The 23,240-nt window shown below is 73.8% G+C and carries 15 protein-coding genes; 12 read left to right on the top strand and 3 right to left on the bottom strand.

Going from position 1 to position 23,240, the window contains the following annotated elements:
- Nucleotides 1–12: 12 nt before the first annotated feature.
- From ACZ60E_RS18640 to ACZ60E_RS18605, 8 genes are all read left to right on the top strand, one after another.
- Nucleotides 13–987, top strand: a complete 975-nt coding sequence (locus ACZ60E_RS18640) for an N-acetylglucosamine kinase (RefSeq protein ID WP_469441816.1) — start codon at nt 13–15, stop codon at nt 985–987.
- A gap of 202 nt (nt 988–1,189) precedes the next feature.
- Nucleotides 1,190–2,647 carry a hypothetical protein gene (locus ACZ60E_RS18635; RefSeq protein WP_469441701.1) on the top strand — a complete coding sequence of 486 codons (1,458 nt, stop codon included), beginning with the start codon at nt 1,190–1,192 and terminating at the stop codon, nt 2,645–2,647.
- A gap of 14 nt (nt 2,648–2,661) precedes the next feature.
- The gene (locus ACZ60E_RS18630; protein WP_469441699.1) at nt 2,662–3,681 is read left to right on the top strand and encodes a glutamate ABC transporter substrate-binding protein; all 1,020 of its coding nucleotides are present in this window, start codon (nt 2,662–2,664) and stop codon (nt 3,679–3,681) included.
- 124 nt (nt 3,682–3,805) lie between these two features.
- Entirely contained in the window at nt 3,806–5,128 is a 1,323-nt protein-coding gene (locus tag ACZ60E_RS18625) for a coiled-coil domain-containing protein (RefSeq protein ID WP_107016184.1), read from the top strand.
- On the top strand, nt 5,125–7,947 hold the full coding sequence (locus ACZ60E_RS18620; RefSeq protein WP_469441696.1) for a serine/threonine-protein kinase: 2,823 nt from the start codon (nt 5,125–5,127) through the stop codon (nt 7,945–7,947). Before ACZ60E_RS18625 ends, ACZ60E_RS18620 begins: the two co-directional genes overlap by 4 nt.
- A gap of 3 nt (nt 7,948–7,950) precedes the next feature.
- Nucleotides 7,951–9,498, top strand: a complete 1,548-nt coding sequence (locus ACZ60E_RS18615) for a PP2C family serine/threonine-protein phosphatase (RefSeq protein WP_469441693.1) — start codon at nt 7,951–7,953, stop codon at nt 9,496–9,498.
- A gap of 155 nt (nt 9,499–9,653) precedes the next feature.
- Nucleotides 9,654–11,000, top strand: coding sequence for a vWA domain-containing protein (locus ACZ60E_RS18610; RefSeq protein WP_384802431.1), 1,347 nt, complete (start codon nt 9,654–9,656; stop codon nt 10,998–11,000).
- Nucleotides 11,001–11,114: 114 nt separating this feature from the next.
- Nucleotides 11,115–12,512, top strand: coding sequence for an FHA domain-containing protein (locus ACZ60E_RS18605; RefSeq protein WP_469441690.1), 1,398 nt, complete (start codon nt 11,115–11,117; stop codon nt 12,510–12,512).
- Nucleotides 12,513–12,566: 54 nt separating this feature from the next.
- On the opposite strand, the gene ACZ60E_RS18600 is transcribed toward ACZ60E_RS18605, so the two are convergent.
- A complete protein-coding gene (locus ACZ60E_RS18600) occupies nt 12,567–13,562 on the bottom strand; it encodes a methyltransferase domain-containing protein (RefSeq protein ID WP_469441688.1) in 996 nt (331 codons plus the stop codon).
- Between the two features lie 175 nt (nt 13,563–13,737).
- Between ACZ60E_RS18600 and ACZ60E_RS18595 the strand changes: the two genes are divergently transcribed.
- The 4 genes from ACZ60E_RS18595 to ACZ60E_RS18580 all read left to right on the top strand — a co-directional run bounded on the left by ACZ60E_RS18595 (nt 13,738) and on the right by ACZ60E_RS18580 (nt 22,029).
- Nucleotides 13,738–14,151 carry a globin gene (locus tag ACZ60E_RS18595; RefSeq protein WP_107016178.1) on the top strand — a complete coding sequence of 138 codons (414 nt, stop codon included), beginning with the start codon at nt 13,738–13,740 and terminating at the stop codon, nt 14,149–14,151.
- A 226-nt stretch (nt 14,152–14,377) separates the two neighbouring features.
- Complete coding sequence (locus ACZ60E_RS18590) at nt 14,378–17,932, top strand: FtsX-like permease family protein (RefSeq protein ID WP_469441686.1); 3,555 nt, start codon at nt 14,378–14,380, stop codon at nt 17,930–17,932.
- A gap of 1 nt (nt 17,933) precedes the next feature.
- Nucleotides 17,934–20,906, top strand: a complete 2,973-nt coding sequence (locus ACZ60E_RS18585) for an FtsX-like permease family protein (RefSeq protein ID WP_469441813.1) — start codon at nt 17,934–17,936, stop codon at nt 20,904–20,906.
- 109 nt (nt 20,907–21,015) lie between these two features.
- A complete protein-coding gene (locus ACZ60E_RS18580) occupies nt 21,016–22,029 on the top strand; it encodes an ABC transporter ATP-binding protein (protein ID WP_469441685.1) in 1,014 nt (337 codons plus the stop codon).
- 96 nt (nt 22,030–22,125) lie between these two features.
- On the opposite strand, the gene ACZ60E_RS18575 is transcribed toward ACZ60E_RS18580, so the two are convergent.
- A complete protein-coding gene (locus tag ACZ60E_RS18575; protein ID WP_469441683.1) occupies nt 22,126–22,824 on the bottom strand; it encodes a DUF8185 domain-containing protein in 699 nt (232 codons plus the stop codon).
- Nucleotides 22,821–23,240 carry an acyl-CoA thioesterase gene (locus ACZ60E_RS18570; protein ID WP_469441681.1) on the bottom strand — a complete coding sequence of 140 codons (420 nt, stop codon included), beginning with the start codon at nt 23,238–23,240 and terminating at the stop codon, nt 22,821–22,823. Before ACZ60E_RS18570 ends, ACZ60E_RS18575 begins: the two co-directional genes overlap by 4 nt.

Raw genomic sequence — 23,240 nt, 5'->3', positions numbered from 1 at the left:
CCCGCCGCCCGTATGGAGGCCGAACACACCGTCCTCGCCGTGGACGCGGGGAACAGCAAGACCGACGTCGCGGTGGTGGCGGGCGACGGGAGCGTGCTCGGCACGGCGCGCGGCGGCGGGTTCCGGCCGCCCGTCGTCGGCGTCCGGGAGGCGGTGGACACGCTCGCCGACGCCGTCGGCCGGGCCTTCGCCGCCGCGGGCGTCAGCGCGGTCGGCCATGTCTCCGCGTGTCTCGCCAACGCCGATCTGCCCGTGGAGGAGGAGCAGTTGGCCGCCGCGCTGCACGCGCGCGCGTGGGGGGCGACCGTGGACGTCCGCAACGACACCTTCGCGATACTGCGCGCCGGTGTCGAGGAGCCGCGGGGCGTCGCCGTGGTGTGCGGCGCGGGCATCAACTGCGTGGGCATGCGACCCGACGGCCGGGTCGCCCGCTTCCCCGCCCTCGGCCGGGTCTCCGGCGACTGGGGCGGCGGCTGGGGCCTCGCCGAGGAGGCGCTGTGGCACGCGGCGCGCGCCGAGGACGGCCGGGGCGCCCCGACCGAACTGGCCCGCGCCCTGCCCGCGCACTTCGGCCTGGACACGATGTACGCGCTGATCGAGGCCCTGCACCTGGGCCGCGTCGAGGACGCGCGGCGCCACGAGCTGACGCCGGTCCTGTTCGCCACGGCCGCGGACGGCGACCCGGTGGCCCGCGCCCTCGTCGACCGGCTGGCGGACGAGGTGGTGTCCATGGCGGTCGTCGCCCTGACCCGCCTCGACCTGCTGGGCGAGGAGGCGCCCGTCCTGCTCGGCGGCGGTGTGCTGGCCGCCCGCCACCCCCAACTCGACGACCGCGTACGGGAGCTGCTGGCCGAGCGGGCCCCCAAGGCCGTACCCCGGGTCGTCACCGTCCGCCCGGTCCTCGGGGCCGCGCTCCTCGGCCTCGACCACCAGGGCGCCCCGGCCCGGGCGCACGCCCGCGTGAGGGAGTTTTACGAGAGGGTCTGAGCACGCCGGGAACCGAACAGTTCGGGTTGGCGTATTCATGAACAGGGGGGTGCGGGATCTTCGCCGGGCCGCAATCCGACCAAGATCGCGTCAAGGCCTGTTCGGATGTCGGTCCCGGCGGCGATACTTGCGGCCGTGCGTCTCTTCCCGTGCTCCTCGGCGCCGGGCGGAGGTGACCGGCGACGACCATGGGGGAGGTCAGGTGACACACCAGCAGCACAGCACCGCGGCGCCACCGCAGGGGCGGGCGGGCGCGTCGCCTGCGGTCCCGCCGCAGGCCACGCCGCCGGGGTCGCAGGGCCGGCCGGGCGCGCCCGACGCCGGGCCCCCGAGGCGCACGGCGTGGGCGGAGGGCGTCGACCGGCTGCGGGCCGGGGCGACCACCGAGCCGGGGCGGCTGCGCATCATCGGCGCGGTCCTCGCCGTCCTGGTCGTCGCGTTCGGCGCGCTCACCGCCTGGGAGATGACGGACCGTTCCGCCGCCGCCGACGACGTGCTGCACAGCAGCCAGCCGCTGAGCGCCGACGCCGCGGACATCTACCGTTCCCTGGCCGCCGCCAACACGGCGGCGTCCAGCGGCTTCCTCGCGGGCGGCCAGGAGACGAAGAGGTCCCGCGACGACTACGAGCGCAACATCGGCCAGGCCGCCGACAAACTGGTGACGGCGGCGGCCAACTCCCAGCCCGGCTCCACCTCGGCGAAGACCATCACCGAGCTGAACACGATGCTTCCCGTGTACAAGGGCCTGGTCGAGCGGGCCCGCGCCAACAACCGGCAGGGCTACCCCCTTGGCGGCGCCTACCTGCGGTACGCGAACGCGAAGATGCAGATCATGCTCAAAGACGCCGAGCGGCTCTACAAGGTGGAGAACCAGCGGCTGCGCTCCGACTACGACGACGCGACGCCCTATCCGTGGATCGCGATCGGCGCCGGCGTCGTGGCCGTCGGCGGTCTCGTGTGGGCGCAGCGACGCAACTACCGCCGCACCAACCGCGTGCTGAACCACGGCCTGGTCGCCGCCACCGCGGCCACCACGGTCGTCCTGCTCTGGCTGGTCGTCGGCCACACCGTCGCCCGCGCCGGGCTGAACGATTCGTACGACCACGGTGTGCGCTCTCTGACCACGCTGAACGACGCCCGGCTCGCCTCGCTCAAGGCCCGCAGCAACGAGAACCTCACGCTGGTCTCCCGCGGCGCGGAGACCAAGGACGTGGTCACCGAGGCCGGGACCGAGTCGGTCGACACGTTCGACTACGACTTCGAGAAGCAGATGAAGGACCTCACCGCGAAACTGGCCGCCGCCGAGGACCTCGCCGACGACGCCGCGGGCGTGAAGCCGGTCGAGGCCGCGACAGGCAACATGAAGGTCTGGAAGCAGCGGCACGCGGAGGCCCGCGAGAAGGACCAGCTGGGCGACTACCAGGGCGCGCTGGTCCGGATCATCGGCTCGAAGGCCGACAAGCCGACGGGCGAGTGCTTCGACAGCGTGGACAAGAATCTGGCGGCAGCGCTCACGCACGAGCGCGCCGAGTTCGAGCAGGCGGCCGGTGACGGCCGGGGCGCGATGAACGGCCTCGTGGTGGGCGCCGCGGTGCTCGCCGTGCTGGCCGCGGCCGGCGCGGTGCTGGGCATCGGGCGCAGGCTGTCGGAGTACCGGTGAGAGGGGGCATGACGATGAACGCACGACGTCTGCGGGCCAGCCTGAGGGGCTGGGGCGGTGTGGCGGCCATGGCGGTCGTCTGTGCCCTGGCGGTGGTCTTCGCACTGCTGCTGCCGGTGACCCAGTCACGTGGGGACGACGCCGAGGACCTCGCCGCGCCGGGCACGGCCAGGGGCGACCAGGTCAGGGCCGCAGAGGATTGCCCCGACCCCGAGAAGCAGAGTCTGTCGCCGTCCTCGGGCGACCAGAACGGCAAGACGGTCCAGAAGATCAAGACGCGCGGCTACCTGGTCGTCGGCGTCGACCAGAACAGCTACCGCTTCGGCTACCGCGACCCGAACAGCGAGTCGGACAACGCCGAGCTGGAGGGCTTCGACATCGACCTCGCGCACGAGATCGCGAACAAGATCGTCGGAGACAAGCCGAACAACGTCCGCTTCCGGGCCATCCCCACCGATCAGCGCATCAAGGCGATCCAGGGCGAAAAGGTCGACATGGTGGTACGCACCATGACGATCAACTGCGACCGGCTAAAACAGGTCGCCTTCTCCTCGCCGTACTTCGAGACCGGCCAGCAGGTGCTCGCCCCGAAGAAGTCGGACATCACCGGGCTCGACAAGTCCCTGGCGGACAAACGCATCTGCACGGCGAAGAGCTCGACCGCCCTGGAAGCGCTGAAGGCGGCCGAGGGGGACGGCACCCTCCCGGCGTCCGCCAAGTTCAGGGACCGCACCGTGCCGAACCAACTCGACTGTCTGGTACGGCTGCAGCTCGGCGAGGCCGACGCCGTGGTGACCGACGGGGCGCTCGCCGCGAGCCAGGCCGCACAGGACCCGACGGTCGGGCTCAAGGGCAAGCCGTTCACGGACGAGTTCTACGGCGTGGCGATGAAGAAGGGCGCCGACGATCTGGTGCGCCGGGTCAACCAGATCCTCGTGGACTACCGCAAGGACGGGTGGCAGACGTCGTACGACAAGTGGCTCGCCGAGAGCCTCGGTGAGTCGTCCGGGCCACCCCCGGTCCAGTACAAATGACCATGACACTCCCGTAGTTCCACGGATGATGCGGATGATTTCGCACCGGGACGACGAGATGAGCGGCGCGGGACGAGCGGTACAGGACAGACCAGCGCGGGCAACAGGAAACGAGGGGTGATCGATGGGCGTCGCGGGACCATCCGGGCCGGTACTGGACCGGGACGAGGTGGACCGTGCGCTGGCGCGGCTCGGCGCGGAGCACGAGGCCATCGAGACCTCCCTCCTCGCCCTTCAGGACCACGCGGGCCGCAGACTCCTCGAAGGTGCCGAGCTGACGGGCACCACCAAGGAGCGCTGGGGCACCGCCGAGGCGTCGATCACCCTGCTCTGGTCCTACTTCGACGCGTACGCCGACGCGCTGCGCTCCGCCCGCGAGATCCGCTCCCGCAGACGCTGGTCCAGCCGCGACGACCTCGTGGAACTGACGGAACTGCTGCGCGGCGAGAGCGTCACGGTGGCCGGCAGCGCCTCCGCGACGGCCGCCGCGCCCACGATGGCGGGCACGGGCCGGCTGAGCGAACGTTTCACCCTCGCCGAACTCGTCGAGCGGATGAACGAGTTGTACGCGACCTCGCTGGACATGGTCGTCACGGCCGACGCCGTCTGGTCGGCACTGCCCGCGCGGATAGATTTACTGGCCGCAGAGCTGCAGCGCACCCGCAGGCTCGCGCACTCCGTGGGCGTACGGCCCGGTGAGCACCCCTCGGGCGACGACCTGGAGCGGATCACCCGCACCCTGACGTCGTTGCGCGAGCAGGTGGTGTCCGACCCGCTGGCCTTCTGGGCTCCCGCGCAGGGGAGTTCGGCGCCGGGCGGCGGCCGTCCCGACACGACGCGCTACGACCGCGAGGCGCGCGCCCTGGAAGAGGTGCGCCGCGAGATCGACGCCGTGCTCACCGTGCGGCAGGACGCGGAGGCGCGGCTGGTGCGGCTGCGGGACGTGCTGAGCCGCGCGGACCGCACGCTGGCCGAGGCGAGGAGCGCGCGCGGCGAGGTGCTGGCGAAGATCGCCGCCTCCGAGGTGCCCGCGGTGAGCGGCCCGCCGACCGCGCTGCAGGAACAGCTGGCCATGGCCTCCGAGTACCGCAGGCACGCGCAGTGGCACCGTCTGTCGCCCCTGCTGGAGTCCCTGGAGGAGAAGGCCGAGGACGAACTGCTGCGCGCCCGCGAGTCGTTGACCGCGGTCACCGCGCCGCTCGCGGTCCGCGCGGAGCTGCGCGGCCGGCTCGACGCGTACAAGGCGAAGGTCGCACGGCTGGGCTTCGCCGAGGATCCGCTGCTGGTGGAGCGGTACGACGCGGCGCGCCGCATGCTGTGGAGTGCGCCCTGCGACTTGCGCGTGGCGGAACAGGCGGTGCTGCGCTATCAGCAGGCAGCCGCCGAAGTACTGGTGCCGAGGGTCCCCGGGGACGGCGGGCCACAGGACCGGAGGGGGGAGTCATGAGTCAGCCGAACGAAAGCCGGCCGAGTCAGGAGAGTCAGCAGAAGCAGTGTCAGCGGCCCGGCTGCCCCGGGTCGTACGAGGACATGGGCGGCGGCGAGCTGTACTGCGACACCTGCGGTCTGGCGCCGGTCGTCTCGTCGACCGGCATGGTGGGTTCGCCGCCGACCGGGATCACGGCGGGCGGCAGGGGCTCCCGCGGTTCGGGCAGCGGGAGTTCACGCTCCGGCTCCCGTGCGTCCGCCCGCTCCACGTCACGTTCCGCGCAGTCCCGGCGTTCGGTGTCGGGCCGCCTCTCGCGGGCCGTCTCGGGGCGGTCGACGGGCCGTTCGGTGTCGGTGCGCAGCTCCGGTTCGGCGGCCGGGTCCTCCAGTCGCGGCCGGCTCGGCGTCGGCCTCGTACAGGTGCCGGACGTGCCGCGGCCCGATCCGCGCGCGATGGTGCAGGAGAACCCCGAGGTTCCGGAGCGGAAGCGATTCTGCTCGCGGTCCGACTGCGGGGCGCCGGTGGGGCGTTCGCGCGGGGAGCGGTCCGGCCGTACGGAGGGTTTCTGCACCAAGTGCGGCCACCCGTATTCGTTCGTGCCGAAGCTGCAGACCGGCGACATCGTGCACGGTCAGTACGAGGTCATGGGCTGTCTGGCGCACGGCGGGCTCGGCTGGGTCTATCTCGCCGTGGACCGGGCGGTGTCCGACCGCTGGGTGGTCCTCAAGGGCCTCCTCGACACGGGCGACCAGGACGCCATGGCCGCCGCGATCTCCGAGCGCCGCTTCCTCGCCGAGATCGAGCACTCGAACATCGTGCGGATCTACAACTTCGTGGAGCACCTCGACCAGCGCACCGGCTCCCTCGACGGCTACATCGTCATGGAGTACGTCGGCGGCAAGTCCCTCAAGGAGATCGCCAACGACCGCCGTACCGCGACCGGCAAGCGCGACCCGCTGCCGGTGGAGCAGGCCTGCGCGTACGGCATCGAGGCGCTGGAGGCGCTCGGCCATCTGCACAGCCGCAACCTCCTGTACTGCGACTTCAAGGTCGACAACGCGATACAGACCGAGGACCAGCTCAAGCTGATCGACATGGGCGCGGTGCGCAGGATGGACGACGACGAGTCGGCCATCTACGGCACGGTCGGCTACCAGGCCCCGGAGGTCGCCGACGTCGGCCCCTCGGTCGCCTCCGACCTGTACACGGTCGCCCGCACCCTGGCCGTGATGACCTTCGACTTCCAGGGCTACACGAACGTGTTCGTGGACTCCCTGCCCGACCCCGACAACATCGAGGTCTTCCGCACCTACGAGTCGTTCTACCGGCTGCTCGTACGGGCCACCGACCCCGACCCGGCCCGCAGGTTCGCCTCCGCGCAGGAGATGGCCGAGCAGCTCACGGGGGTGCTGCGCGAGGTCGTCTCCATGCAGACGGGCCGGGCGCGGCCCGCGCTGTCCACCCTGTTCGGACCCGAACTGAAGGTCACGGACACGGAGTTGTTCGGCAAGCTGAGCGGCGACGTGTCGCGGCTGGGCGTACGGGTGGAGCCCGTACGGGAGAAGCGGGGGAAGCGGGAGAGGAAGGGCGCGCCGGCCGTGCCGGCCGGGGCGAACGGCTCACCGCAGCTGCCTGCCGGAGCATACGGATCACCGGCTCCGAGGGCCGGAACGAACGGTTCGCCGCAGCTGACGGCGGGAGCGAACGGCTCACCCGAGACCCGGACGGGTGCGGGTACGGGTACGGGGGCAAGTACGGGTACGGGTGCGGGGGCAAACAGTTCCCCTCTTCTGGCGCCCGCTCCGGCCTCCCTCGTGAAACCGCTGAACACCTCGGCCGCCTCGCTCGCGCTCCCGGTCCCCCATGTCGACCCCGGCGATCCGAACGCCGGCTTCCTGGCCGGCCTCATGACGTCCGCGCCCGGGGAGCTGATCAGCGCCCTGCAGTCGGCGCCCGCCGGCTCCCCCGAGCTGCGGCTGCGCGAGCTGCGGGCCCGCCTGGAGCTGGGCGAGCTCGACCAGGCGACCAGGGCGCTCGAAACGCTGGAGACGGACCACCCCGACGACTGGCGGGTCGTCTGGTACCGGGGCGTCGCCGCGCTCGCGGCCGGCGACCACGAGATGGCGGCGGTGTCCTTCGACGCGATCTACGACGCGTTCCCGGGTGAGCCCGCGCCCAAGCTGGCCCTCGGCCTGTGCGCGGAGGTCCTCGGACAGCTGGACAACGCCGCCGAGTACTACCGCCTGGTGTGGACGACCGACCCGAGCTATGTCAGCGCCGCGTTCGGCCTGGCGCGCGTCCAGCTCGCGGCGGGCGACCGCACCGGCGCCGTACGGACGCTGGAGTCGGTGCCGGAGTCCTCGATCCACTACACGGCGGCCCGGGTCGCCGCGGTCCGGGCGCGGCTGAGGCAGCGCCTGGCCGAGGCCGCTCCGCGCCCGCCGGGAGCGCCGGGGGCTCCGCTCGGGGCTCCAGGGGCCCCTGTGACTCCTGGGACTTCTGAGGGCCCTGTGGCGCCGTTCCTGGACGACCTGACCTCGGCCGCGGCCCAGGTCGAGGCACTGGACGGGTACGGCCTGGACGCGGTGCGCCGCGAGCAGTTGTCCACAGAGGTCCTTGGCTGCGCCCTGGACTGGGTACTCTCCGGTATCCAGGGTTCCGCCCCGTCGAACACGGGTGCGCGGACCGTACTGCTCGGCAGTGACCTGGACGAGCGGGGCCTGCGCTTCGGACTGGAGCGTTCGTACCGGACCTTGGCCCGGCTCGCCCAGGGTGGCGAGGAGAGGATCGATCTGGTGGAGCGCGCCAACCGCTACCGCCCCCGGACGTGGGTGTAATTCATGTCGCAGATGCCCCAACTGGCCGCCTGCCCCAGCTGTGAGGAACCGCTGGAGTCGGGAGACCGCTTCTGCGGTGCGTGCGGCTACGACCTGTCGGCCGTGCCCGCGCCGCCGGACGACCAGCCCACGATCACCATGAACGGCTCGGCGCCACGGCCGCCTTCGGCCGTGGCCGGGGCGGCGCCCGTGGCCCCGGTGACCGCCGTGGACTGGCCCGTCGCGCCCGAGGCCGACAGCTCGGGCACACCGGCGGCCGTGGTGCTGCCGGCGGACATCGAGGGCCGCGAGTCGGGCGGCTCCGACAGCCCCGGCGTGCGCTTCGACCGCCCCGCCGGTTCGCCCGTCCCACCGCGCGCGCAGTCGTCCGCCCTGCCACCGGAGCGGTCGCAGCCCCCCTCGCCCGCCCAGCCGCATGCGCGACCGCAGTCGCCGGCCCAGGGGCACGGGCAGGGGCATGACCAGCCGTCGGCCCACGCGCCGGCCCGCGCCGCGGCCGAGCCGGACGAGTACCCGCTCGCCGCCCCGTTGCCTCCCGAGATCCCGGCGGACGAGATGCCGACCGTCGAGGTGCCCACGATCGAGGCGTCGCCCGCCGACCCGCGGACGGCCGACCTCGTGACGCCCGCCACCGGTCTGAAGGTCTGCGTGGCGTGCCGCGCGGGCCAGGTCGACCGGGACGGCTACTGCGAGAACTGCGGCCACGCGCAGCCGCGCGAGCGCGACCACATGGAGCAGGAGCTGGACGCGGTCGCCGCGGTCAGCGACCGCGGGCTGCGCCACCACCGCAACGAGGACGCGTTCACGGTGTCCGCGACCGCGCTGCCCGACGGTTCGCCCGCGGTCGTCGCGATCGTCTGCGACGGCGTCTCCTCGGCGACCCGCCCCGACGAGGCCTCCCTGGCGGCCTCCCGCACCGCGAACGAGTCGCTGCTCGCCGCCCTGCCCTGCGGCACGCACCCGCAGCAGGCCATGCACGACGCGATCCTCGCCGCCGCCGAGGCGGTCAACTCCCTCGCGGACCCCGCCGCCCCGTCCCAGGAGCACCAGCCGCATGTGAACGCCCCGGCCTGCACGCTCGTCGGCGCCGTCGTCACCCCCACCCTGCTGGTCGTCGGCTGGGTCGGCGACAGCCGCGTCTACTGGGTGCCCGTCGACCGGTCGGCACCGCCCGCCCGGCTCACCGAGGACGACTCCTGGGCGGCCCAGATGGTCGCCGCGGGCCTGATGAGCGAGGCCGAGGCGTACGCGGACGACCGCGCCCACGCCATCACGGGCTGGCTCGGGGCGGACGCGTACGAACTGGAGCCGCACACCGCTTCCTTCAAACCGGACCGGCCCGGCGTGGTCGTGGTGTGCACCGACGGACTGTGGAACTACGCCGAGGGCGCCGAGGAGATGGCCGAGGTCATCCCGGCCGACGCCGCCGACCGGCCGCTGCACAGCGCCCAGGTCCTGGTGGGCCACGCCCTGGACGGCGGGGGCCACGACAACGTAACAGTGGCCGTGCTTCCGTTCCCGGCACCGCAACAAGGGGCAGGATCGGCCTAAGAGGCCCAAGCGGTACGAAACGGTAGAGACAGCAGCGACGGTAGGGACGACCGGGAGAGGGCAGGGGCCTCGGCCCGGTCGGGGCCGGAGGGGACCGGTCCGCCTACCGACATCACCCACGACCTGTGGGAGTCCTGAGGGGGAGCAGAGAACGCATGGCCAATTTCTCGAAGTCGAACGTGCCGCAGTTCTCGGTGGAGGTCTACCAGAACGAGTACCTGCCGGAGGGCGGCCGCGAGGTCAACGCGATCGTGACGGTCACCTCCACCGGCGGCGGCACGGTCGGGAGTGCCGTCGCGGCACCCCATCTGTACACACCGGGACAGAGCCCGGACGCGGCCGTGGCGATCATGGTCGACTGTTCCGGGTCCATGGACTACCCGCCGACCAAGATGCGCGGCGCCAGGGACGCGACCTCCGCCGCGATCGACGCCCTGCGGGACGGCGTGCACTTCGCGGTCATCGGCGGAACGCACGTGGCCAAGGAGGTCTACCCGGGCAACGGTGAACTGGCCGTCGCCGACGCCCGGACCCGTGAACAGGCGAAACAGTCGCTGCGCAAGCTCAGCGCGGGCGGCGGCACCGCGATCGGCACCTGGCTGAAGCTGGCCGACCGGCTGCTGTCCTCGGAGGACGTCACCATCCGGCACGGCATCGTGCTCACCGACGGCCGCAACGAACACGAGTCGCCCGAGGACCTCAAGGCCGCCCTGGACGCCTGCGCCGGCCGTTTCACCGCGGACGCCCGGGGCGTCGGCACGGACTGGGAAGTGAAAGAAGTCACGGGGATCGCGTCCGCGCTGCTCGGCACCGCCGACATCGTGGCCGATCCGGCGGGCCTGTCCGCCGACTTCACGCAGATGATGGAGACGGCCATGGGCAAGGAGGTCGCGGACGTGGCGCTGCGGCTGTGGACCCCGGTCGGCACCTCCATCAAGTTCGTCAAGCAGGTCGCGCCGACGGTCGAGCCGCTGACCGACCGCCGTACCGAGGCGGGCCCGCGCGCCGGGGACTACCCCACGGGCTCCTGGGGCGACGAGTCCCGCGACTACCACGTGTGCGTGGAGGTGCCCGAGGCCGGCCTGGGACAGGAGATGCTCGCCGCCCGGGTCTCCCTGGTGATCCCGCACGGCGACGGCACCGCCCAGACCCTGGGCGCACAGGGGCTCGTACGGGCCGTGTGGACCGACGACATGACGGCGTCCACGTCGATCAATCCGCAGGTCGCGCACTACACGGGTCAGGCGGAACTGGCGCAAGTCATCCAACAGGGCCTGGATGCCCGTAAAGCGGGAGATGCCGACGGGGCAACGGCCAAACTGGGCCGCGCGGTTCAGCTCGCGAGTGCCTCCGGAAACGCGGATACGGCGAAACTGCTTGCGAAGGTGGTGGACGTGGTCGATGCCGCGGCGGGTACTGTGCGATTGAAGGCGAAGGTCGCGGAGGCCGACGAGATGACTCTCGAAACACGGTCCACAAAGACTGTTCGTGTAAAGAAGTAGCGCAGTGCACACGCACCGCGCACACAGTACGTAGCGAAACGCGAGCATCACGCACGCCGTTCTGCACGATTTACGGTCCCCGGTGGGCCGGACATGAGAGGGGGAAGCGCCGACATGCCGACCTGCCCGAACGGACACCAGTCGGGTTCCGACGACTGGTGCGAGGTCTGCGGTCACCGCATGGCCGGTGCCGTGCCCCCGCCACCTCCGCCACCGCCCCCGGCGGCCGGTTACGGCTATCCCCCGCCCGGTACGCAGCCGCCGCCCGGCCAGGGCGGCCGGCCCCACCTCTCCGCGGTGCCCGACCCGGCGCCCGAGGCGGAGCTGTGCCCGCAGTGCCGCACCCCGCGCGAGGGCGGGGCGCCGTTCTGCGAGGAGTGCCGGTGGAACTTCCTGACGAACACCGCGACCTCGTACACCCCCGCCGCGCCGCGTCCCCCGGGGCCCGGTCCCGGCGGTCCGGGTCCCGGCGGCCCCGGCGGCCCGGGTGCGGGTCCCGGCGGACAGAACCCGGCGCTCCGCTTCCAGCAGCAGCCGCCTCCCGGGCAGCCAGGACCGACCCACGGCGGCTTCGACTACCAGGGCTCCCGGCCCTCCCAGATGAACCGGCCCGCGGAGCCGATCCCGCCCTACGGCGAGGACCCTTCGGGCTTCCCCGGTGATCCGTCACGACCAGTACCGGCACCGCCCGGTCCCGGGGGCACCAGCCCCGGGGGCCCCGGCGGGTACGGCGGTCCCGGCCCCGGCGGGCAGGGTGGGTACGGCGGTCCGAACGGTCCCGGTGGCCCGAACGGTCCTGGCGGCCCCCAGGGGTTCCAGCAGCCCGGTCCTCCCGGGCAGTCCGGTCCTCCTGGACAGCCCGGCCTGCCCGGTCCGCCCTCGTATCAGCAGGAGACCGCGTATCCGCCGGAGACCGGGCGTCCGCAGGCTCCGGGCGGTCCGTCCTTCGGGGGCGGCGCGGACGACTGGGTGATCTCACCGCCGGCGCCCGGCAGCCCCGGCGGCCCGCCCGCACCCGGTGGCCCTGGTGGCGGTTACGGCTACCCGCAGGCCGGCTCGACGCAGGCGCCCGCCGGGTACCAGCAGCAGCCGCAACAGCCACAGCAGTCGTCGTGGAGCATCACGATCGGGCCCGACCGTGAGTACTTCATGGCGATGATGCAGCGCTCGGGACCGGAGGCCGCGGGGCTGAACCTGCCCGCGTACTCGCCGGAACAGCAGCGTCCGCTCAGCGGCAACCAGATCACGATCGGCCGTCGCCGCCACTCCACGGGCGACACCCCGGACATCGATCTGTCGGTGCCGCCGGAGGACCCGGGCGTCTCGCACCAGCACGCGGTGCTCGTGCAGCAGCCGGACAGCAGCTGGGCGGTCGTCGACCAGAACTCGACCAACGGCACCACGGTCAACGGCGCCGAGGACCCCATCCAGCCGTTCGTCCCCGTCCCGCTCCTGGACGGCGACCGCGTGCACGTGGGCGCCTGGACGACGATCACGATCAGGCGGGGCTAGGCGCTTCGGGCGCGGTACGGCAGCGGTCACCGGACAGCAGTCACCGGGCGGTGGTCACGGCAGCGGCCAGGTGTGCCGCCCCCCGGGGTCGTCCAGCCACGCCCACGCGCGGTCGCCGGCGACCGTGATCCCGTACCGCTCGCGCGCCGGCCAGCCCCCGTGCTCCCACAGCGCGTGCAACTCGTCCGAGGTGAGGCCGCCCGCCGTCAGGGTCAGCAGGAAGCGGAGCAGCTCGTGCTCCCTGGCCCGGCGCGGCAGACCGGAGAGGTGCACGTCAGGGGCCTCGGGCTCGGTCCGGGTGCCGCCGCGCAGGGGCACGAAGTAGGCGGACGTGTGCAGGAAGCGGCCTTCGGCGTGCCCGGCGTCCCGTACCCGCAGGGCGATCAGGCCGGTGGCGAGCGGGGCGAGGATCCGGGCGCCGGGACGGCACTGGGCGAGCCAGGGGCGCGGGACGGTGTTCAGCGCGCAGGTGGCGACGACACGGTCGAAGGGGGCTCGCTCGGGGCAGCCGCGCGCCCCGTCGCCGGTGACGACGGCCGGGCGGCGGCCCGCGGCGGCCAGGTGCCGCCGGGCGGACTCCGTGATCTCCGGGTCCAGGTCGACCGTGGTGACCAGCTCGTCGCCCAGCCGGTACGAGAGCAGCGCCGCGTTGTAGCCGGTGCCCGCGCCGATCTCCAGGACCGCGTCCCCGTCCCGTACCGCCAGCTCGGCCAGCATCTTCGCCATCAGGGACGGCTGGCTGCTGGACGACAGCAGCTCGCCGTCGCGCATGCGCGTGGCCAGCGGGGTGTCCGCGTACGCCCCGCGCAGCCACTCCTCGCGTCGGCGCGCACTGGGGTCCTCGCCCCATCTGCGCTCGTAACCGCCCCGCGGGCCGCCCGCGCCCACGTAGTAGTACGGCACGAAGAGGTGGCGCGGGACTGCCCCGAAGGCCGCCCGCCAGACCGGGTCGGCGTCCCAGGCCCCGCTCGCGTCGATCTCGCGCACCAGCGCCGCCCGCGCCGTGGCGGCGAGGTCGTCGAGCCCGTGGTCGACCGCGTACGTGCTCATGCCTCCACTGTGCTGCGGGACGGGCCGGGAGGCGAGCGCCGGCGCCGCCCGATCCGGAACCGGTCCCTTCGATTCGGCGACCGGCCGCCCCTCCGGCCGGGGAACCGGCCCCTCCGGTCCGGCCGATTCCTCGGTGGTCCTAAGTCTTGAGTCCTCGGTCGGCCCGTCTGAGACCATGGACGGTGTGAAAGAGATTCGGCGCGGCACGCTTCAGGAGCAGACCTTCTACGAGCAGGTCGGCGGCGAGGAGACCTTCCGGCGCCTGGTGCACCGGTTCTACGAGGGTGTCGCCGGGGACCCGCTGCTGCGGCCCATGTATCCCGAGGAGGACCTGGGCCCGGCCGAGGAGCGCTTCACGCTGTTCCTGATCCAGTACTGGGGCGGTCCGACCACGTACAGCGAGAACCGCGGTCATCCCCGGCTGCGGATGCGGCACGCCCCCTTCGCGGTCGACCGGGCGGCGCACGACGCCTGGCTGAAGCACATGCGGGTCGCCGTCGACGAGCTCGGCCTCTCCGAGGAGCACGAGCACACACTGTGGAACTACCTGACGTACGCGGCGGCTTCGATGGTGAACACCGAGGGCTGATTCGATGGTGAACACCTGAGGCGGGACTGCAACGCCCGTACCGGGCGGCACAGCAGCACCGGTCTTGGGTTCAACAACCCCGGCTGACGCGCGGATTCCGGTCGCGCGTCGCCGGATTCCGGTCACGATCCGGTCAAACCCGGTCCTCAAGCGCTTACCCGCGCCCCCTCACCTCTGACAACATCGTCGAAGATCCGGGAAGTCCGGCGATACGGCGGGGGGCCGGGTGACGGGGTTCGTCCTACTGCGTGTGCGAGCGCATCGTTTGCTGCTGACCGCCGCGCTGCTCACCGTCCTGCTGACGACGGCCGTGCTGGCGACCCTGACCGCGTACTCGGGTGCGATCGGCGACGCGGCGCTGCGGCACTCCCTCCTCGACACGTCAGCGACCACGACGGGCCAGACCGACCAGGCAGACCAGGCGGACCAGGCGGACCAGGAGGGCGAGGCGTCCGGGACATCCGGGGCGTCTGGGGCGGCCACGCAGAGCGCCGCGGCCACGACGCTGATCGTCAAGGCCGACGTCCCCGCGGCGGAGCGCGAGGCCGCCGACCGGGCCGTACGGGACGGGGCCGGGCGCACCTTCGACGGGCTGCCCATGACGGTGCGGACGCTGACCCGGTCGGGGCCCTACGCCCTGCCGAGGTCCCTGCAGGAACCCGCCGCCCGCTCGAAGGACCCGGACCTCACCCACTTCGCGGCGCTGGACCCCTCCCAGGTGCGGACGGTCGAGGGACGCGCGCCCCGGGCCCCGGGCGACCGCGCCGACGGCCGCGAGATCGAGGTGGCCCTTCCCGAGACCGCCGCCCGCCGGCTGGCGGTCGAACCGGGCACGCGGCTGACCCTCGTCGACCGTTTCGACGGCCCGAAGGTACGGATCCTGGTGACCGGCCTCTACCGGCCCGTACGCGTCACCTCGCCCTACTGGCAACTGGACGACCTGCACGGACGCGGGGTCAGCAAGGTCGACTTCACGACGTACGGGCCGCTGCTGACGGACCCGTCGGTGCTCGCGGCCACCGGAAGCGGGCGGCCGGTCAGCGCCGGGCCGACCGCCTGGCTGGCGTCCGCCGACTTCTCGGCGCTGACGACCGGGCGGATCGGTGCCCTGCGGGAGACGGCCACCGCCGGGCCCCGCGCCCTGCTCAAGTCGCCCGCGCTGCACGGCACCACGGCCGTCACGACCTCGTTGCCTGAGGAACTGGAGCGGGTCGAGCGGTCGTTGCTGGTCTCCCGGTCGACGCTGCTGATCGTCGCGCTCCAGCTCGCCCTGCTCGCCGGTTACGCGCTGCTGCTCGTGGCCCGGCTGCTGAGCGTCGAACGGGCCGGTGAGACACGGCTGTTGCGGGCACGCGGCGCCTCACGCGGGCGGGTGGCCGCGCTCGCCGCGCTGGAGGCCTCGCTCCTCGCCCTGCCGGCCGCGGTCTGCGCGCCGCTGCTCGCCGGGCCGCTGACACGGCTGCTGGCCGGACAGGGGGCGCTGTCGCGGATCGGGCTGCGCCTGGACACCTCGGCGACGGCCGGAGCGGTGTGGACGACGGCTGCCGCGGTCGCCCTGGGATGCGCGCTGGCGGTGACCGTACCCGCGCTGACCGCGCGGGAGGAGACCGCGGAGGGCGGCCGGGCCCGCTCGCTCCCGGCGCCGGTGCGGGCCGGTGCGGACATCGGCCTGCTGGTCGTCGCGGCCGTCGCGTACTGGCAGTTGAGCCGGCAGACCTCCGGCGCCGTCGGCTCCACCGGCCCCGGCCGGTCGGAGGCCGCGCCCACGGACACGCTCGGCATCGACCCCCTGCTGGTCGCCGCCCCCGCCCTGGCCCTGCTGGCCGGGACGGTCCTCACCCTGCGCCTCATGCCGCCCGTGGCCCGTCTCGCCGAGCGGCGCGCGGCCGGTGGCCGCGGGCTCCCGGCCGCGCTCGCGGGCTGGCAGTTCAGCCGCCGCCCGATGCGCGGCGCGGGACCGGTCCTGCTGCTCGTCCTCGCCGTCGCCATGGGCATGCTCGCGATCGGCCAGGGCGCGTCGTGGAACCGCTCGCAGGACGACCAGGCGGACTTCCTGGCCGGCACGTCCGTACGGGTCCTGTCGGGCGGCGAGGACGGCCTGTCCCGGGCCGGGCTGTACGCGGACCTCGACGGCGTGCGCGGGGCGGCCCCCGCCATGCGTACGTCGCTGCCGCTGTCCGGCAACCGGACGGCCGCGGTGCTGGCGCTGGACACGGAGGGTGCCGGGGCGGACTCCGGCGACGGCTCCGGAGGCCGCTCCGGCGACGGCGGCTCCGGGAGCGGGGACGCCGCCGCGATGCTGCTGCGCGGGGACCTCGCGGACAGGCCCGCCGGGCCGCTGCTGGCGGGGCTCGGCCCCGGCCGGGCGGGATCGACGGGCGTGACCCTGCCGAAGGACAGCACGCGGATGGAACTGGAGCTGCGCATCCGGGCGGGCGCGCAGCCCTCGGCCCCCGGCTCGGCGGCGTACCGCTCCAAGATGTCGGCGGAGGTGACCGTGACACTGGAGGACCGCTACGGCACCCCGTACCGCATGTCCGCGGGCGACCTCCCCGCCGACGGAAAGGCACACCGCCTCACCGTGCAGCTGGCACAGGCCGAGCAGGCGCCGTCCGACCGGGCCGCCGAACCCCTCTCGCTGACCGGGGCGCAGCTGGACCTGTCCCAGCCGACCGGGCGCGCGGAGGAACACCGGCTGTCCGTCGAGCAGTTGACGGCCACGACGTCCGACGGGACGCGGCGGACGCTGTCGGCGCCCCCGTCCTGGCAGGTGACGTCGGAGAACAACCAGACCACGGCGGACCCCAAGGCGGGCAACACCCCGACGAGCCCGGACGTGACGTCCGAGCGCCCGCTGACCGTGACCTACGGAACCGGCTACATCCCCCGGGAGACCCCCTGGGAGACCTCGTCGGTGACGATCCGGCTGCAGGCGGAACGGCCCGCCGCACCCGAGGTCGAGGCCGTCGCGACCGACGCCTTCCTGAAGGCCGCGGGCGCGCGCGAGGGAGAACGCCTCGACGTCCCCTTCGGCGGCTCGGCCGTACCCGTACGGATCGTGGAGAGCGTCCGCGCGCTGCCGACCACGGAGGGCACGGAGGGCTCCGGCACCGCGCGGAGCTCCGGCGGGGCCCTGCTGGTCGATCTGCGTTCCGTGAACCGGGTGCTGGAGGAGCGGTACGGGGAGAGCGTCGCGCCCACCGAGTGGTGGCTGCGCACCGAGCCCGGCGCCGAGGCGCGGGTGGCGGCCGAGTTGCGCGAGCGGCCCGATGTCGAGCCGTCGCAGGTCGTCGTGCGCGACGAGATCGCGGAACGGCTGCGGGACGATCCGTTCGGGGCGGGGCCGGAGGCGGCGTTCGCCGCGGCCTCCGTGGTCGCCGCCGCGCTGGCCGCGGTCGGCTTCGCGGTGAGCACGGCGGGCTCGCTGCGAGAGCGGAGCGCCGAGTTCGCGCTGCTCCGCGCGCTGGGGGCGCCCCGCCGCCAGCTGGCCCGGCTGGTCGCGGCCGAGCAGGGCGTCCTGGTGGCGCTGGCCCTGGTGGTGGGGGTGGCGCTGGGAGCGGTACTGACCCGGGCGGTCATTCCGTTGATCGTGCTGACGTCCCGGGCCACCCGGCCGGTCCCGGAGGTACTGGTGGAACTGCCCCTCGCCCGCGTCGCGTTCCTGCTGGCGGGCCTGGTGGCCGCGCCGCTGATCGTGACCGGTGTGCTGGCGCTGCGGCGGGGCGACTCGGCCTCGTCGCTGCGGTCGCTGCGTGTGCTGCACGAACAGGGAGGTGAGTGAGATGGGCAGGGAGGAGAGCGAAACGGACGGAGAAGTGAGTGGGACGGGCAAAGAGGTGAGGGAGACGGGCCGCCGCCGGACCTTCACGCGTCGGGGTGCCGAACCCCCCGTCGTCGCCCCCTGGATCCGGACCCGGCTGCGCGCCGCACCCGGTGCCGCCGTCGCCCTCGCCCTGCTGGTGCTGGCGACCGTCTGCCTGGCCGCGTCCTTCCCGCGTGCCGTCGACCGTTACGAGGACGCGGGTCTGCGCCGGGCGGTCGCCGACGCCACGGCCCTCAGGACCTCCGTGCAGCTGTCGGCCCCGCCGCCCTCCCTCGGCGCCACGCAGCAGGAACGCGAGTCGGTCCTGCGCCCGGCCTCCCTGCGCGAGCAGTACCGGAGCATCCTGAAGGTGATCGAGCGGCCCCTGGTCGCCGACCCCGGGCAGTCCGCGTACGGCGTGCGAACCACGAAATCCCTCGAAGCGCCGGAGAAGTGGCTGCCGCGGCCGACCGGGCTGCCCGCGCAGATGACCCTCGCCGCGCAGAACGGCCTCGCCGACCACTCCCGGCTGCGCGAGGGCCGCCTCCCGCGCGCCGGCGGCACGGTCACCGCCTCGACGCCGGAACTGGAGGCCGCGGTCACCACGGAGACCGCGGACAGCCTCCACATCAAGGTCGGTGCGGTGATCCACGTACCCGCCGTCGAACGCGCCCCGCTCGCCGTACGTGTCACCGGCATCGTCGCCCCGCGCGACCGGGAGGGCGCCTACTGGGCGACCCAGCCCATCCTGCGCACCCCGTCCCTCGTACGGCTGCCGACCCAGGGCGCCGAACCGAGCATCTACTGGCTCGGCGCGCTCCTCCTGGCCCCGGACGCGGCGCCGGCCCTCCTCGGCACCCCCGGCGCCCCCGCCCGCTACTGGCAACTGGCCCCGTCCCCCGCCGCCCTGACCGCGAGCGGACTGCCCCGGCTGGCGAGCGCGATCGCCGCGCTGGAGTCCGGCCCCGGTCTGCTGAAGGTGCGCGCGCTCACGGATCCGGAGGCCGACGCGAGCACCGACCTCGACGACGTCCTCGCCTCGTACGCCGGACTCCGCTCCGGCATCCGCCCCCTGATCGCCGTCGCCGCCTTCGGCAGTGCCACGGTCGCGGCCGTCGTCCTGCTCATGGCGGGCGGCCTCACCGCCGACCGCCGCCGCGGCGAACTCGCCCTGCTGCGCGCCCGGGGCGTGTCCCTGCGCGGCCTGACGGCCCGGCTGTTCGCCGAGACGGCGGTGGTCGCGGTACCGGCCGCCGCGCTCGGCCTCGCGGCAGCCGTGCTCGCCGTCCCGTACGGCCGCCTGTCGTACGCCGTCTGGACCGCCGCCGCGGTCGCGCTCCTCGCCTGCGCCATGCTGCCCGTGCGCGCCTGGATCACCCACCGCGCCGTACGCGTCCACGGCGCCCGTGAGGACCTCGCGTCCGTACGCCCTTCGCGCCGCCGTACGGTCGCCGAACTCACCCTGCTGGTACTGGCGTCGGCGGCGGTGTTCGCGCTGCGGAGCCGGGGGACGTCGGGCGGTTCCGCCGGTACGGGCGGCTCGGGCGACCCCGCGGACCTGGACGCCTCCGGCTCCGGTGATCAACTCGTCGCGCTGGCACCTGTCCTGATCGGTGTGATCGCCGCGCTCCTGCTGGTCCGGCTCTACCCGCTCCCCCTGCGCTGGCTGGCCCGTCCCGCAGGCCGGCTGCGCGGTGCGGTCGGGCATCTCTCCCTGGCCCGTGCGGGCCGCACCTCCGTCTCCACGGTGCTGCCCCTGCTCGCCCTGCTGACGGCCCTCACCACGGCCGCGTTCGGCGGGTCCGTCCTCGCGGGCGTCGCGGACGCGCGGGACCGGGCGGCCCTGCTGAGCCTGGGCGCCGACGCCCGCGTCGAGGTGATGGGCGCGCTCCCCGCCGACCTCCCCGAACAGCTCCGCTCGGCACGCGGCGTACGCGAGGTCACACCGCTGAGCATCGGCTACCAGGCCAGGCCCGGGACCGGCGTGGAGACGGTACCCCTGGCGGGCGTGGACCCCGAGGGATACGCCCGGCTGGCGCGCAGCACACACCTCGGGGCCTTCCCCGCGGGCGAGTTGACGGCACCGGCGGACGCAAGGCCCGCGAACTCCTCGAAGCCGGCGAAGTCCGCGAAGCCCACCAAGTCCGCGAAGTCCGCGAAGTCCGCCGAGAACGGTGCGTCGGTCGCGTCTCCGCTGCCCGCCCTCGCCTCCCCCACCGTCGCCGAGCGGTTCGGCACGCAGCCCTTCCCGGTGCGCCTGGAGGACGGCAGCGACATCACCGTCCGCATCACCGTGGTGCGCGAACTGACCCCGGCCGTCTCGGGAACCGAGTTCCTCGTCGTGGACCGCGCCGGCCTCGGCGCCGCCCCCGCCCGTCCGACGGCCCTCCTGCTGACCGGGGACCGGATGGACGCGGGCGCCCTGCGCAAGGCCGCGGGCAGCGCCGCGGACGTCCGCCTGCGGGCCGACGAACGCGCGCGGTACGTCGACTCCCCTCTCCAGTCCGGCGCCGAACGCGTCTACGCGGTGGCGGTCGCCGCCGGCTCCGGCTACGCCGTACTCGCGCTGCTGCTCGCCCTCGTACGCGCCGCTCCCGAACGCTCCGCCCTGCTGGCCCGGTTGCGCACCATGGGCCTCACCCGCAGCCAGGGCCGTCGGCTGCTCGTGCTCGAAGCGCTGCCGCAGGCCCTGCTCGCCGCGGTGGGCGGGGTCCTGACGGGCTGGGCGGCGGTCCGCCTCCTGGCGCCCGGCGTCGACCTGACCGCCGTGGCCCTCGCCACCTCCAGCGGCAGCCCTCCCCCCGGCACCGCCGCGCTGCACACCGACCCGGCGTCCCTGCTCCTGCCCGCGCTCGCCGTGCTCCTCGTCGCCACGGGCATCGCCGCGGCCCAGGCGTGGTGGACCGGACGACGGGGTTCGGTCAGGGAACTGCGGGCGGGGGACGCCCGATGACCCCTCCCGAAGCCGCTCGAAGCCGCTCGAAGCCGCCCGAAGAAAGTCGCCCGACGACGACCACGACCAGCCGGAGCCACCGGATGACGACCACGATCGGAGACGCCCGATGACGACCACCGACTCCGTCGGTCCCACCGGTTCCGCCGGTCCGGCCGGTTCCGCCGGTCCTGCCGGTCCTTCCTTCGCCGACCTCGCCCGGCGTGCCGCCGACCGCCGCGACCGGCCCGCCTACGGCCACGACGCCCTGATCACCTGTGACCGGCTGGTGCGGATCTTCTCCACGGACGGCGTGGAGGTCCAGGCGCTCCAGGGCCTCGATCTCCTCGTGCGCGAGGGCGAGTTGATGGCGCTGGTCGGCGCGTCCGGCAGCGGCAAGTCGACCCTGATGAACATCCTGGCGGGTCTGGACACCCCCACCGCGGGCGCCGCCCGGGTCGCGGGGCACGACCTGCTGACCATGGGGGCGAAGGACCGGCTCAGCTACCGGCGCGGGACCGTCGGCTTCGTCTGGCAGCAGACGGCCCGCAATCTCCTGCCCTATCTGACGGCCGCCCAGAACGTCGCCCTGCCGATGCAGCTCGGCGTCTCCCGCAAGGGCCGTCGCGCGCAGGCCCAACGCGCCCTGGAACTGCTGGAGTTGCTGGAGGTCGGCGAGTGCCGGGACCGCCGCCCGTTCCAGATGTCCGGCGGTCAGCAGCAGCGCGTCGCCATCGCCGTCGCGCTGGCCAACGACCCCTCGGTCCTCCTCGCCGACGAACCCACCGGTGAACTCGACTCCCACACCGCCGAGCAGATCTTCGCCGCCTTCCGCACCGCGAACGAGCGGCTGGGCACGACCATCGTGATCGTCACGCACGACCAGGCGGTCGCCACCGAGGTCCGCCGGACCGTCGCCATCCGGGACGGCCGTACCTCCACGGAGGTCCTGCGCCGCACCGAGGTCGACGCCACGACCGGCCACGAGACGGTGGTGGCCCGCGAGTACGCGATGCTCGACCGGGCCGGCCGGCTCCAACTGCCCGCCGAGTACACCGAGGCCCTCGGTATGCGCGACCGCGTCGCCCTCGAACTCGAACCGGACCACATCGGCGTATGGCCGGACGACAGCGAACACCGCTGACCCGCGGTCGAAGGGGGCCGTGAAAAGGAAGCGCTGAAGGGGACGGCCTCCCGGGGGGCTCCGGGGGGGCCTCCCGGGGTCTCCGGAGGAGAACGCTCAGCGGACGCTGACGTCCAGCGCCCCGAGCCCGGCCTTGCGCACGGCGACGGTCCCGTACGGCGTCCGCAGCCTGAGCCACGCCCCCGACGAGAGCAGGCGCAGCGGGGCCTCGTCGGGGGCGGAGGCGGAGGCGGTGCGCGCGGGCCTGAGGAAGCCCAGCGACTGGGCCGCGTGTGCGGCCCTTACCGGGAGTTCGGTGTCCCCGACCGGCCGGGACCAGATCTCCCGCCCGATCCCGTCGAGCGCGGCCCGCGTACGTCCCTCGGGCGCCAACTCGTCGATGCGTGAACGGAATTCGGCGACCACCGCGGCCACGATCGTGCGCACCGCGTCGAGGCCGGGCAGCCCCGGCTCCGGCCGCCAGCCGCCGCGCGGCGGCAGCACTCCGGCCCACGGCGGCCCGGTGACGGCGGCGGGCACCGCCGCCGTGGCCGCCGCCTCGTCGAGGGACTCCAGGAGTTCACCGGCCGAGACCGTCACGTCCAGGGTGAGGTCGAGACCGTCCTCGTACGGCTTCGCGAGCCGTGCCGTACGGATCGCGAGCACCTCGAACGACGGCGGTCGGCCGAACACCGCGAGCGTCGTCCCCGACGCCTGCAGCCGCACCGCGGCGGCCCGGTCGTAGTGGATCAGCCGGGCCAGGAAGGCGGCGAGATCCGCCGCCTCCCCCTCGTCGACGAGGTGCAGGGCCGTCATGCGGCGACGGCCCCCGCGGAACCGGCCCCGTCGTCCGCGTACTCCTGGAGGAACTCGCGCTCCTCCGCGGTGATACGACGCGGCCGCTGCGCCTCGAAGTCGAACGGCACTATCACCGTCTGGGCCCGCACATACACCTGGTCCGGGTCCTTGACCTCGTAGGAGATGGTGAACGAGGCCGCTCTGATCTGCGTGACCCACAGCTCGATGTCCACCGGGGTGTGCCGGTGCACCAACTGCTGCTTGTAGTCGATCTCATGGCGCGCCACCACGGACCCCTGCTGGAAATCCTTGTCCGGGCGGAACAGGAAGTCGATACGCGCCTCCTCCAGATAGCGGAGGAAGACCACGTTGTTGACGTGGCCGTACGCGTCCATGTCCGCCCAGCGCAGCGGGCAGCGGTAGATGTGCCGCAA

It is taken from the genome of Streptomyces sp. NPDC102514, from assembly GCF_055584525.1.
This window is presented reverse-complemented; position numbering and strand designations above follow the sequence as displayed.